The 12740-nt window shown below is 43.3% G+C and carries 11 protein-coding genes; all 11 read left to right on the top strand.

Annotated elements, in window-relative coordinates; genetic code table 11:
• Nucleotides 1-14 precede the first annotated feature (14 nt).
• The 11 genes from C7Y69_RS07450 (at nucleotide 15) to C7Y69_RS07400 (ending at nucleotide 12541) form a co-directional block, all read left to right on the top strand.
• Nucleotides 15-533, top strand: coding sequence for a gamma carbonic anhydrase family protein (locus tag C7Y69_RS07450; protein ID WP_013784065.1), 519 nt, complete (start codon nucleotides 15-17; stop codon nucleotides 531-533).
• A 577-nt stretch (nucleotides 534-1110) separates the two neighbouring features.
• Nucleotides 1111-2232, top strand: a complete 1122-nt coding sequence (locus C7Y69_RS07445) for a pyridoxal-phosphate-dependent aminotransferase family protein (protein WP_013784066.1) — start codon at nucleotides 1111-1113, stop codon at nucleotides 2230-2232.
• Nucleotides 2233-2467: 235 nt separating this feature from the next.
• Nucleotides 2468-3208, top strand: coding sequence for an SIMPL domain-containing protein (locus C7Y69_RS07440; protein ID WP_126872278.1), 741 nt, complete (start codon nucleotides 2468-2470; stop codon nucleotides 3206-3208).
• A gap of 12 nt (nucleotides 3209-3220) precedes the next feature.
• Nucleotides 3221-3682 (top strand): GAF domain-containing protein, encoded by a 462-nt coding sequence (locus C7Y69_RS07435; protein WP_057791774.1) that lies wholly within the window; start codon nucleotides 3221-3223, stop codon nucleotides 3680-3682.
• Nucleotides 3679-3969, top strand: coding sequence for a hypothetical protein (locus C7Y69_RS07430; protein ID WP_013784069.1), 291 nt, complete (start codon nucleotides 3679-3681; stop codon nucleotides 3967-3969). Before C7Y69_RS07435 ends, C7Y69_RS07430 begins: the two co-directional genes overlap by 4 nt.
• Before the next feature lie 17 nt (nucleotides 3970-3986).
• Nucleotides 3987-4658 (top strand): RNA chaperone ProQ, encoded by a 672-nt coding sequence (gene proQ, locus C7Y69_RS07425; protein WP_126872277.1) that lies wholly within the window; start codon nucleotides 3987-3989, stop codon nucleotides 4656-4658.
• Nucleotides 4659-4660: 2 nt separating this feature from the next.
• The gene (gene prc, locus C7Y69_RS07420) at nucleotides 4661-6700 is read left to right on the top strand and encodes a carboxy terminal-processing peptidase (RefSeq protein WP_126872276.1); all 2040 of its coding nucleotides are present in this window, start codon (nucleotides 4661-4663) and stop codon (nucleotides 6698-6700) included.
• Between the two features lie 87 nt (nucleotides 6701-6787).
• Nucleotides 6788-8122, top strand: a complete 1335-nt coding sequence (locus C7Y69_RS07415; RefSeq protein ID WP_126872275.1) for a sodium-dependent transporter — start codon at nucleotides 6788-6790, stop codon at nucleotides 8120-8122.
• A 23-nt stretch (nucleotides 8123-8145) separates the two neighbouring features.
• Entirely contained in the window at nucleotides 8146-9627 is a 1482-nt protein-coding gene (gene nhaC / locus C7Y69_RS07410) for a Na+/H+ antiporter NhaC (RefSeq protein ID WP_126872274.1), read from the top strand.
• A gap of 33 nt (nucleotides 9628-9660) precedes the next feature.
• Nucleotides 9661-12321 carry an aminopeptidase N gene (pepN, locus tag C7Y69_RS07405; protein ID WP_126872273.1) on the top strand — a complete coding sequence of 887 codons (2661 nt, stop codon included), beginning with the start codon at nucleotides 9661-9663 and terminating at the stop codon, nucleotides 12319-12321.
• Nucleotides 12299-12541 (top strand): DUF2835 family protein, encoded by a 243-nt coding sequence (locus tag C7Y69_RS07400; RefSeq protein ID WP_013784075.1) that lies wholly within the window; start codon nucleotides 12299-12301, stop codon nucleotides 12539-12541. The genes pepN and C7Y69_RS07400 overlap by 23 nt, the downstream gene beginning before the upstream one ends.
• Nucleotides 12542-12740 lie beyond the last annotated feature (199 nt).

Below are 12740 nucleotides of genomic sequence, written 5' to 3'. Positions count from 1 at the left end.
AACAAGGAACGCTTATGCAATATTCTCTTGATACGTTAACGCCCAAGTGTGATAGCACCAGTTATGTTGCCCCCGGCGCACATGTTATTGGCAACGTGATATTAAAGCCCCATAGCAGTGTATGGTTTAATGTGGTCATTCGCGCAGATATGGATGCGATTACGGTAGGGGAGCTCACGAACGTACAAGATGGTAGTGTGCTTCATACCGACTCGGGCATTCCTCTAACGTTAGGTAAAGGCGTAACCGTGGGTCACAAAGTCATGTTGCATGGCTGCACCGTAGGTGACTACTCCTTAATTGGTATCAACGCGGTGGTGTTAAATGGCGCGAAAATTGGCAAGTACTGCATTATTGGCGCTAATACGTTAATTACCGAAAATATGGAAATTCCAGACTACAGCTTAGTGGTGGGATCACCGGGAAAAGTGGTAAAGCAGTTCGATAGCAGTGTAGAGGAAAAGCTTCAAGCATCTGCAGCGCACTATGCGCATAATGCCACGCATTACAATAAGCACCTTTCTGAAGTTTAATCAGTATGCGCAAGCCAAATTATCATGTCTTATGTAGGAATAACCGCTAACCGCTATTATTCTTGCCACTTCCATTATGTCGTTGTATTCCTGCGCTTCATTTCAGCGCTTTATTGCAGAGCGTTTGGTCAAAGGAAGTTATACCTGTCCCATAAAAAATGCCCAGAACATAGGTTCTGGGCATAGGGGAATGGCTCATTGCTGAGCCGTGCGCTAACTATTGCAAGGGAGAAGTGCATGCAAATTCTTTCAGACGGACAATAACTATAGTCCATATTTGTTCATTTTATAAACTAAACATTGTGAAATTTATTTTACAGACCCCTTAATCTAAATAAAATGATAATAACTTCTGAAAAATCATAGGCTTTTTACTGGTCGGAGTTTCTGATTTTTTTTCAACGCTTTTATCCTCATGATACGCACGGGTTATCCACATCTTGCTCAATGTTCACTTTGTTATGGGGTGAAGTGATTCCATTCATGTTAATTATGTTCATAACAAGCTGTTGTACCCAGCCGTTAAGATTGTAAGAATGCAGGTACGCTATTGTTACTATTATTGTTAAGGACTGATATGCAAACGCATTCCACTTTTCTTCCGCCTGAGCGCACATTAATGGGGCCTGGTCCTTCAGACGTAAACCCTCGTATTCTTAACGCTATTGCTAGGCCAACTGTTGGTCATCTAGATCCGCTATTTATCGAGCTTATGGATGCTACCAAACAGCTGCTTCAATACGCATTTAAAACTGAAAACGCATTAACAATGCCTATTTCAGCCCCGGGATCCGCCGGGATGGAAGCCTGCTTTGTTAACCTTGTGGAGCCAGGTGATAAAGTATTGGTGTGCATCAACGGCGTGTTCGGCAACCGTATGGTTGAAAATGTTGAACGATGTGGCGGTCAAGCTATCGTGATTAAAAACGATTGGGGCAAGCAAACCGATTTGAACGCGGTAGAAGATGCACTTAAAAAAGAGGCCGATATTAAAGTGCTGGCTTTCGTACATGCAGAAACCTCAACCGGTGTGAGAAACGATGCAAAACGGTTATGTGAACTTGCAAAACAATACGACTGTTTATCGATAGTCGATGCCGTAACCTCTTTAGGCGGTATTGAGCTAGACGTAGACGGGTGGGGCATTGATGCCATTTATTCGGGGTCACAAAAGTGCTTAAGCTGTGTACCAGGAATTTCACCCGTATCGTTCAGCGACCGTGCAGTGCATGTTATTCAAAACCGCAAAACCAAAGTGCAAAGCTGGTTTTTAGACATGAACTTAATTGTGGGGTATTGGGGGAAAGGGGCTAAGCGTGCTTATCACCATACTGCACCGGTAAACAGTATGTATGCATTTTATGAAGCCCTACTTATTTTAAAAGAAGAAGGCTTAGAAAACGCATGGCAACGCCATCAAACTGGGCATAACGAGCTGGTGGCTGGACTCGAAGGCTTAGGTCTTTCACTTGCCGTAGATGCTGAATATCGCCTACCTCAACTCAATGTAGTGAACATTCCAGACGGTGTTAATGACGCTGAAGTTCGCGCAAGACTACTTAACGATTTCAATTTAGAAATTGGTGCTGGTTTGGGTGAGTTTGCTGGTAAAGTATGGCGCATTGGATTAATGGGCTATGCGTGTAAACCACGCAATATCGATCATTGCCTTACATCGTTACAAAAAGTACTAAAATAAAAAATACAGATTAGGGCATAAGTTTACGACACATCAAAAGTGGGCCATCGGGCCCACTTTTTATTATCGCCATTGGGTAAGCCTATAAAGCAAAAAAAGTTAAACGCTTTTTATTAAAACTGACGTATCAGTTAACTCGCCTGTTTTATGAATGATTTAGTTGCGGTTCATAATACGTTCACTTACCGTTACTTATGATTTGCCTGAACTAATGATAATAAACACGGAGTTTTTAATGAATTCAATCAGTAAACTAGCGATGCCTCTTAAACGTACTGCCGCAGGCAAGCGCTTATCACCGATGATATTATTAACGGGCATTGTTGCCACAATGCTTAGTACGGCATCAATGGCTCAGCCTCAGCAACAACTTATCCATGTTCAAGGCACAGGCGCAATGTCAGTCACGCCTAATGCATATTCAGTTACCTTTGTTATTGAAGAACAAGGCGAAACTGTTGGTAAGCTTAACACGACCCTTGCTTCCGATTTACGCGCTATTGTTAGCTTTCTGCTAGAGCAGGGTATTGAGCGCAATAACATTCAATCTATGCAAGTTCGTTTAACCCCACGCTATGTGAACAGTCCTAATGGTCGAGTACAAGAAGGATTTACGTTAAGTCGCGAAATATCAGTGACTGATTCTAATATCGAAAACTATGATAAAGTGTTAGACGGTGTACTAGGTCGTGGCGTTGATCGCATTCAACAGTTCTCGTTTGTTAGTACAACGCAAACCAACGCATACCAAACTGCATTAGTTGCAGCGGTGAAGGATGCAAAGGCAAGAGCGGCACTTTTGGCGAAGGAATTAGGCGTTGAAGTGGGCGAAGTAGTTGCAATCTCTGAATCTGGTGGCAATATGCCCGTTCCAGTTATGCGTGCAGATGCGTTTGCCAAAGAAATGTCGGTTTCTTTACCAGGGCAAGAAACGGTTGAAGCGCGCATAAACGTTAGTTTCACTATCATTCAATAGCAGGGTAACCGTTTGAAAGAAGAACAATACGCCCAGTTAATAAGCCAGGCGAAAAGCCTGGTTGCTGGTGAGCACGATGTCATTGCCAACATGGCAAATATCAGTGCACTACTTTTTAACCATCTCGATAAGGTAAATTGGGCTGGTTTTTATTTTTATAAAGAAGCGCAGTTAGTGTTGGGTCCTTTTCAAGGACAACCCGCTTGCATCCGTATTCCTATGGGGAAGGGGGTGTGTGGTACTGCCGCTGAAACCCGCACTGTACAGCGTATCGCAGATGTTCACGCCTTCTCTGGCCACATTGCCTGTGATGCCGCTTCAAACTCCGAAATCGTCATTCCTCTTGTAGTAAATGGCGAACTAATTGGTGTTTTAGATATCGATAGCCCAGAATTTTCTCGTTTCGACGAGCAAGATGAGCTTGGGTTGTGTAAAATAGCCGATATACTTATTGAATCTCAGCAATCGTTATGAAATACAACGTTGACATCCATGTAGTACTATCTACTTATGAAGATATGGAAGACAATCACGATGACCCTGATGAAGCGTCAGAACGATTGAATTTCGTACTTCACGCAATTTATGATAGAGCCGATGAAGATATTGAAACCCATCGGCTTGAACAATTATTGCAACACGGTTGGGAGTCTTGGCAACAAGATAAACATTTATTAGAAATTGATGATGACGAATTACTCGATTGGGTTGACCACGCGCTGGCAACTTGGGATGATGAGAGTAATGAAGAAATCTCTTGAATAATTTAGAAAGTTTAATGGAATCACCAGAAAAGTTTACTAGCAGTAAGGAAGTTATCGCTTTCCTTTCCGAGACCTTCCCTAAATGCTTTAGTATTGAAGGCGAAGCCCTACCACTTAAGATCGGCATCTTTCAAGATTTAGCCCAGCGTTTAGAAAGCGAAGAACGAGTGAGTAAAACATTACTCCGCTCTACACTTCGTCACTATACAAATAGCTGGCGTTATCTCTACAGCATCAAAGAAGGCGCTAACCGTGTCGACTTAGATGGTGTTGAAGGGGAAACCATTGAGAAAGAGCATGCCGATCATGCACAGAAGCAGCTAGAAGAAAGCAAAGCGAAAGCCGCTGAAAAGCGCAAAGCTAAGCAAGCTCAGCAGCCTCAAAAGAAAGAAAAACGTCAATTTGCACGTCCGAGATCTTCTGGTTCTACACCTGCAGGCAGCAACAAAGAAGGCCAGCAGGGAACTAAACCGAAAATTCAGAGACCAACTAAGACACCACCGGCTAAATTGACTGATGCCGATATGCAACAAGGTACAAACGTAACGGTTAAATTAGGTAAAACACCTATGCCAGCCGTTATTACCGAAATTGCTAAAGACGGTATTCATGTTCAGTTAGACTCAGGTATGGTGGTAAAAGTAAATGCAGATGCTTTACGTTTGGCACGCTCCAAGAGGTCGTAAATATGAAAGATATCCTTCGAATTTCCATTGCTAGTGCATTTCTTACCGTTGGGGTAGGCGCTGGTGCAGTCACCACAACCCCAGATGTTGAAGAGCTACCCGTTCTTCAACAAGAGACACAGCATAGTGTTGCTGCTAAACGCGTAAGTGCGTTATTTACTCGCGCTCACTATAAAGAAATTTCGTTGGATGATGTGTTATCAGCACGAATCTATCAGCGCTTCATTGAATCTTTAGATCACAACAAGCAAGTCCTTTTATTGTCTGATGTGGTGGGTTTCGAAAAATATCGAAATGCTTTTGATGATGCGTTGAGTAAAGGTAACCTTTCTGTTGCGTACGACATGTACAATGTAAGCGCACAACGCCGTATTGAGCGTTATGAGTTTGCGCTGGCTATGCTGGAGGAAGGGCCTTTTGATTTTGAAAAAGCTGACGACAAATTTTATTACGACCGCGAAGAAGCCGAATGGCCTACTAGCAAAGATGAATTAGATGAGATTTGGCGTCAACGTGTTAAGTATGATGCGTTAAATCTTATTCTTGCTGACAAAACGTGGGAAGAAGCTAAAGAGCTTCTTGAAAAACGCTATACACGTTCTATTAAGCGAACTAAGCAAACTAAAAGCGAAGATGTATTTCAAATTGCTATGAATGCATTTGCGCGCACCATCGAAGCTCACACTAGTTATCTTTCACCACGTAATGCTGATCGATTCCAAATGGAAATGAATTTGGAATTTGAAGGTATTGGTGCGGTACTTCAAAGCGAGGAAGACTACACCGTTATTAAAAGCGTCGTGCCTGGTGGCCCTGCTGATGAATCGGGCGCATTAAAGCCGGAAGATAAAATTGTTGGTGTGGCTCAAGAAGATGAAGAGTTTGTTGATGTTGTCGGCTGGCGCTTAGATGAAGTTGTAGAGCTTATCAAAGGGCCTAAAGGCAGCGCGGTACGCTTGCAAGTTCAAAAAGGCGCGACAGATGCAAAAACGATGTCTGTTGTCAGTCTTACTCGTGACAAAATTAAGCTTGAAGACCGAGCTGCTCAGTCTGAGGTTTACACGCCTGAAACTGGACCACATGCAAATCAGCCTTTAGGTGTTATTACGATTCCTAGCTTCTACAACAACCTACACGCTGATGTTGAAAAGGAAATAAACAGCCTTAAAGCGCAGAACGTTAAAGGTATTATTGTAGATTTGCGCGGAAATGGTGGTGGTTCTTTAACAGAAGCAACATTACTTACCGGCCTTTTCATCGAAAAAGGACCCGTGGTACAAATCCGTTACGGCCAAACTAAGGTGAGCGTGAATCGCGATACCGATGGAAAAGTTTCTTACGATGGCCCATTAACGGTTTTAGTAGACCGCTACAGTGCGTCGGCGTCAGAGATCTTCGCCGCAGCAATGCAAGATTATAACCGCGCGTTAATTATTGGAGAACAAACCTTCGGTAAAGGGACTGTTCAACAACACCGTGGTTTAGGTAAAATTTATGACTTGTACGACAACCCACTAGGTAGCGTGCAGTTCACTATCGCTAAGTTCTACCGTATTGACGGTGGAAGTACGCAGCACAAAGGGGTAGTGCCAGATATTCTTTATCCTTCAGCAATAGAACCGGCTGATTGGGGCGAGAGCCAACAGGATAACGCATTACCTTGGGACAGCATTAACCGCGCAAATTACACAACGTTTGCTGACGGACAGGCTGCATTAGACGTATTAACTGCGAAACATAATAAACGTATCATGCAAGACCCTGAGTTTTCTTATATTCACGACGATATTGTTGAGTACAAAGAAAACAAAGATAAGAACTTTATTTCATTGGTAAAATCTGAACGTGAGTCAGATAAAAAAGAAGCTGAAGAAAAAGCACTCGAAAGAGCCAATGAACGTTTACAGCGTATGGGTAAAGAATTAGTCAAAACACTTGATGACCTACCTGAAGATATGGAAGAGTTAGATCCGTTCTTAGATGAAGCTGCCAATATTACTTTTGATATGATTGAAACAGGCAGATACGCAATAACACACTAAAGGTTGATGACAGAGGGCTGGTCAATGGCCAGCCCTTTTTTTGTGTCTGATATACCTATACAACAATAATAAATAAAGGGAAATCACATGGCTATCAGAGGCGAGTTTTCTTCTCGAATCGGGTTCGTGCTCGCAGCAGCGGGTTCAGCAGTTGGGCTCGGTAATATTTGGGGTTTCCCCACCAAAGTGGCAACGAATGGCGGTGCTGCTTTTGTTCTTGTTTATTTACTTCTCGCATTTGTTCTTGCATATCCCGTTCTCATGGCCGAACTCATCATTGGGCGCAGCTCTCGTTCTAACATGGTGGACGCGCTAGGCAATATTTCTGGAAACTTCATTGGTCGTGCAACCGGAATTTGGGGCTGTATTACGGTCTCACTTATCCTTGCGTTTTACGCCATTGTGGGCGGTTGGATGTTGGTTTATTTTGCTGATTCTGCCGTCAATATGGTGGGACTACAGTCTGCAAGTGACTGGCTGCTTACATCTTCAGTTACGCGTAACGTTATTTTCTGCTTTATTTTCATGGCGTTAACAGCTTTTATCGTTGTAGGTGGTGTAAAGTCAGGTATTGAGAAATGGTCGGTAAGATTGATGCCCACATTGGTACTGCTCATCCTTGCCCTTATCGTTTATGTCAGTTTGCAGCCTGGTGCCTCTGATGGCTGGAGCGCTTATTTGGTGCCTGATTTTACACGTATTCTTGACCCCGACTTATTAATTGATGCCATGGGCCAAGCCTTTTTCTCCATGTCATTGGGTGTGGGAACTATGCTGGTTTACGGTTCATACCTAAGCAAAAAAGAAAACTTGCCCACCATTGGTGCTTCAGTTGCATTAGTAGACATCGGCGTTGCTGTTATTGCCGGTATGCTAATTATTCCCGCCATGTACGTAGCGCTGCATAATGGTGTAGAAATCTTTACGCCAGAGGGTGCGCTAATTCAAGGTGACTCGCTTATATTCAAAGTGTTGCCTGCCTTATTTGATACAATTGGCGGTGTAGGTGTATTTGTTGCATTTACTTTCTTTGCGTTAATGGCGATAGCCGCCGTTACCTCTTCAATATCAATGCTTGAAGTACCTGTGGCGTACATGGTGGAAAGCAGGGGCTTAGTGCGTAAAAAAGCGGTAGTGTTAATGGCAGCCATTATTTTTGTACTTAGCTGCATCATTATTCTTAATTTTAATGCACTGTTCGGGTTCGTTATTGCCCTCACCACTGAGTACAGCCAGCCACTACTTGGTTTAGTGTTATGTATATTTGCCGGATGGGTGTGGCGCAGAGATGCCATACTTGCTGAACTTAAAGAAGGCGACGCAAACGCAGAGCAGAGTTTGTTTTGGAAGATTTGGCCTTGGTATGTACGCTTCGTTTGCCCGGTTATTATTGCGCTAATGTTTTACCGCTCAGTTTTTTGATTTAAGGCTTAAGAATAATAAAAATGACAACGACTAAAGAATTAAAAGAACCTTCATTATTTGACGCGATGATCCCCATTGTAGCCTTAGTGCTAATGATGGGCAGTGCGGTTTATTTATTTGCCGATAATTCATCATATGGCCCTAACCAAATTGCCTTATTATTGGCCATGGGGCTTGCTGCCATTATTGGCATGAAAAACGGTTACAGCTGGAAGACCATTGAAAAAGGTATCGTCGATGGTATCTCAATGTCGCTCGGTGCGTGTTTAATTTTATTGGCAGTAGGTTCGCTTATTGGTACTTGGATGTTGGCTGGTACCGTACCCACACTTATTTATTTCGGTTTAGAATTATTAAACCCTTCATTCTTTTATGCCGCTGCATGCTTAATTTGCGCTGTGGTTGCCATGAGTATTGGTAGTTCTTGGACTACCGCGGCCACCGTGGGGGTAGCGCTTATGGGCGTTGCTGCAGGTATGGATATGTCTGCGGCCATTACTGCCGGTGCCGTGGTATCTGGCGCTTACTTCGGCGATAAAATTTCTCCGCTTTCTGAAACAACCAATTTAGCGCCTGCCGTGGCAGGTACAGATTTGTTTGAACACATTCGTTACATGCTTTGGACTACCATACCTAGCTTTATTCTGGCGCTTATCTTATTTGTGGTATTGGGCTTTAGTGAAACCGGTGATGCCAAAGCAGATCGCATCGAACAAATGCAGTTGTTATTGAATGAGTCTTTCGATTTAAGCTGGTATTTACTGGTTCCCCTTGTTGTATTACTAACCCTTGCGGTTAAAAAAGTGCCTGCGTTTCCTGCTGTGTCTATTGGCGCATTATTAGGTGCAGTATGGGCTGTGTTGTTTCAAAGCGATGTAGTTGCTAGCATGGCTAGCCCTAACGATAGCGCTAGTATCGGAGCGTTAAAAGTTGTTTGGACGGCCTTGTTTGATGGCGTGAGCTTTTCAACCCCTGATGAAAACTTGAATAGCTTGCTTTCACGAGGCGGTATGTCGTCTATGCTCAATACGATTTGGTTAATTATTTGCGCCATGTCGTTTGGTGCCGTACTTGAAAGAGTAGGGTTATTGAAACGTGCAGTGTCCGCTATTTTATTAGGGGCTAAGTCGGCCGGTGATATGGTAAGCAGAACTATTCTTACCTGTTTTGCGACTAACTTGGTAACGGCCGATCAGTATATCTCTATCGTGATGCCTGGGCGCATGTACAAAGAAGAGTACGAAAAACGCGGTTTACACCAGTTAAATCTATCTCGAAGTCTGGAAGATGGTGGAACCTTAACGTCGCCACTTATTCCTTGGAACACCTGTGGTGCCTACATGCACAGTGTGCTGTTGGTTAACCCATTCGACTATGTTTTCTATGCGTTCTTTAACGTAATAAACCCAATTCTTGCTATTATCTACGCCTACTTAGGAATTAAAATTCTTCGCCTAACACCTCCAGATTATGCAAAGCAACCTGGCGAAGCTAACCAATAATAGTTGCGTAGACTTTCTGTTTTAGGAGACTCTATGTCAGTTACAGCTAAACGTCGGGCGGATTATCTTCCGCCCGCTTTTTCTATCCCGTTAGTCGACCTGACTATTTCCTTACACCCAACAAAAACCGTGGTCAAAAGTAAACTTAGCGTTAAGCGTACGCTTGTTACCGATACGGGTAAAAACTCAGTGGAAAGCGCTGATGCAAATAGCGGCCACAAAAGACAGCCACTTGTTTTAGACGGCCAGAAATTATCGTTAGTTTCTATACATATTAACGGTAAACCTTTCACCAACTTTACACAAAATGACGAAACGCTTTCGCTAGATGTCGATGCGGATGATTTTGAGTTAGAAATTGAAAATCATGTCGACCCAGAAAACAACAAAGCACTCGAAGGTTTGTACCTTTCCGGCGGTGCATACTGCACGCAGTGTGAAGCAGAAGGTTTCAGGCGTATAACTTATTTTCTAGACAGACCTGATGTCTTGTCAGTGTATACGGTGAAGGTAATAGGGGATAAATCGTTTCCCATGTTGTTATCTAACGGTAACCCTGTAGCACGTGGCGAAAATCCTGATGGTACGCATTTCGTTACGTGGCACGACCCTCATCCGAAACCTTGTTATTTATTCGCGTTAGTAGCAGGCGATTTTGATTTATTGACCGATACCTATACCACCACAAGCGGTAAAGAGGTGGCGCTAGAGCTTTATGTTGATAAAGGTAAGAAATCTCAAGGTACCTTCGCGTTAGATTCATTGAAGCGAGCCATGAAATGGGATGAAGACGTGTTCGGGCTCGAATACGACCTCGACATCTACATGATTGTGGCCGTTGATTTCTTTAATATGGGCGCAATGGAAAACAAAGGCCTGAACGTATTTAACAGTAAATTTGTATTGGCCGACCAAGACTCAGCCACTGACGATGATTTTTTTAATGTAGAAGCTGTTATCGCTCACGAGTATTTCCATAACTGGACTGGTAACCGGGTAACGTGTAGAGACTGGTTCCAGCTTAGTTTAAAAGAAGGGCTAACCGTATTTCGCGATCAGCAATTCAGTGCTGACATGACATCGCCGTTAAGCAACCGTATTAAACACGTGCGTGTGATGCGCGAGCATCAATTTGCAGAAGACGCCAGCGCGATGAGCCATCCTATTCGCCCTGAAGAAGTTATTGAGATGAATAACTTTTATACGGTGACCGTGTACGATAAAGGCGCAGAAGTTATTCGCATGTTCCATACCCTTTTAGGGCCCCAAGGTTTTAGAAAAGGAATGGACGAATACTTCCGTCGTCATGACGGCCAAGCAGTGACGTGTGATGATTTTGTTTCAGCCATGCAATCGGCTACCGAGTTAGATCTTACTCAGTTTTCTCGCTGGTATAGTCAATCTGGTACACCGCAAGTATCCCTTGCTCACAATGTAATCAAACACGATACGGGATATGTACATACTTTCACCGTAACGCAAAATACGCCTAGTACAGCAGATCAAAACGAAAAGCTTCCTCTGTATATTCCTGTAGGTTTTGAAGTTATCGATGAAGACGGTAATCGGTACCGTGATGACAGTGGTATTATTCAGAACGATCTTTTGATACTAGATGCGCCTGAAATCACGATTACCATCACGTGTGATACGAAGAAGTTGACTCCGGTACTTCTTGGTAACTTTTCTGCTCCTGTAAAAGTACACAATGAGCTCGACACCGCTTCATTACTCACTATATTTACCCATTCCCAAGATGCGTTTAATCGTTGGGATGCCATGCAATCTTTGTATAACCGCTGTATTAGTGAGTTATATGAAAACGCTACTGCTACGATAGACAGTGGCATTTGGGCGGGTATTCGCTCTGCAATAGACAGTGAAATAAGTAACATTGAGCTTTTAAGTGAATGCTTAGTGATACCTTCATTTGAAACCTTGTGTCAGTCTCGAAGCGATATTAATGTGCAGCCACTCATAGAGGCACGAAATGCGTTTTGCCGTCAGTTTTCTACCCAGTTAGAAGACGTGCTCCTTAGCGCGTTTAACGGTATCGCCACACAGGCCTATAGCTATAAGCAAGATGCCGTTAATGCTCGTCGCTGTAAAAATGTACTGCTGTCTCATTTAGCACGCTTACCACAGCACAAGGACTTGGTGATATCGCAGTTCGATAACACGGACAACATGACTGACACCCTAGGTGCTCTAAAAGCCGCCCAGTCACTATCATCTGAAGCGTTTGAAAGCTTGATGGCTAAGTTTGAAGAAAAATGGCGTCATAACCCCTTAGTGCTAGATAAGTGGTTTGCCTTGCATGCAACCCAGCCACGTGAAGACATATTGGCTACCATTACCATGTTAAGCGAGCACCCTCAATTTAGTATGGGTAATCCTAATCGCGTACGTTCACTAATAGGCAGTTTCGCATTCTATAACAGCGAACGTTTCCATAGTTTAGATGGGGAAGGGTATAAGTTTGTCACCGACTATCTTATCAAGCTAGATGCTATTAACCCGCAAGTGGCAGCACGGATAGTAACCCCCCTGATACAATGGCAAGGTTTTGCAGAACCCCATCAAGTGTTGATGAAAGCACAGCTAGGTCGATTGTTAAACCACAAAGGCTTAAGCAAAGATGTGTTTGAGAAAGTGAGCAAAAGTTTGGCGTATGACAACCATTCAAGCCACTGATACCGTTTATTACTTTTCAGTCAACGTGCCTTACATTCAATGTGAGGCACTGTACTCTGGTGCTGTGCCTACCGTTGTTATGGTGGCCGAAAATGGCACTAGCGTACAAGTCCCCTCTACCAGAATAAAACAGTTCATTACCTCCCAAGGTGTTGTCGGTCGTTTTCGCATGGTTGTAGACGCCAACAACAAAATTAAAGCCTTCGAAAGGTTACGCTAGCACTTCCAATCTTTACCTGTGGTCGTTTTTTGCGCGTAAATTCTTACGATCCCGCCAATTACTTACACCTTTCGGATAAGTTGCTTTTATAGTCCCCACAAAGCAATAACTATTTGATACGATTAATGTTGTAAATTTTGTTAACTGGTACGATTACTTCTTGCGAAAGTGGCAAAATGATGTAATCATTTTGTTAATC

The sequence above is a fragment of the Alteromonas sp. KS69 genome (assembly GCF_003989595.1).
In the GTDB taxonomy this organism is placed as follows: Bacteria; Pseudomonadota; Gammaproteobacteria; order Enterobacterales; family Alteromonadaceae; genus Alteromonas; species Alteromonas naphthalenivorans.
This window is presented reverse-complemented; position numbering and strand designations above follow the sequence as displayed.

Excerpts from the sequence above, each read along its gene's own strand:
- C7Y69_RS07450 (WP_013784065.1), top strand. The coding sequence starts at position 15 with ATGCAATATTCTCTTGATACGTTAACGCCCAAGTGTGATAGCACCAGT.
- C7Y69_RS07445 (WP_013784066.1), top strand. The coding sequence starts at position 1,111 with ATGCAAACGCATTCCACTTTTCTTCCGCCTGAGCGCACATTAATGGGG.
- C7Y69_RS07440 (WP_126872278.1), top strand. The coding sequence starts at position 2,468 with ATGAATTCAATCAGTAAACTAGCGATGCCTCTTAAACGTACTGCCGCA.
- C7Y69_RS07430 (WP_013784069.1), top strand. The coding sequence starts at position 3,679 with ATGAAATACAACGTTGACATCCATGTAGTACTATCTACTTATGAAGAT.
- proQ (WP_126872277.1), top strand. The coding sequence starts at position 3,987 with ATGGAATCACCAGAAAAGTTTACTAGCAGTAAGGAAGTTATCGCTTTC.
- prc (WP_126872276.1), top strand. The coding sequence starts at position 4,661 with ATGAAAGATATCCTTCGAATTTCCATTGCTAGTGCATTTCTTACCGTT.
- C7Y69_RS07415 (WP_126872275.1), top strand. The coding sequence starts at position 6,788 with ATGGCTATCAGAGGCGAGTTTTCTTCTCGAATCGGGTTCGTGCTCGCA.
- nhaC (WP_126872274.1), top strand. The coding sequence starts at position 8,146 with ATGACAACGACTAAAGAATTAAAAGAACCTTCATTATTTGACGCGATG.
- pepN (WP_126872273.1), top strand. The coding sequence starts at position 9,661 with ATGTCAGTTACAGCTAAACGTCGGGCGGATTATCTTCCGCCCGCTTTT.
- C7Y69_RS07400 (WP_013784075.1), top strand. The coding sequence starts at position 12,299 with ATGACAACCATTCAAGCCACTGATACCGTTTATTACTTTTCAGTCAAC.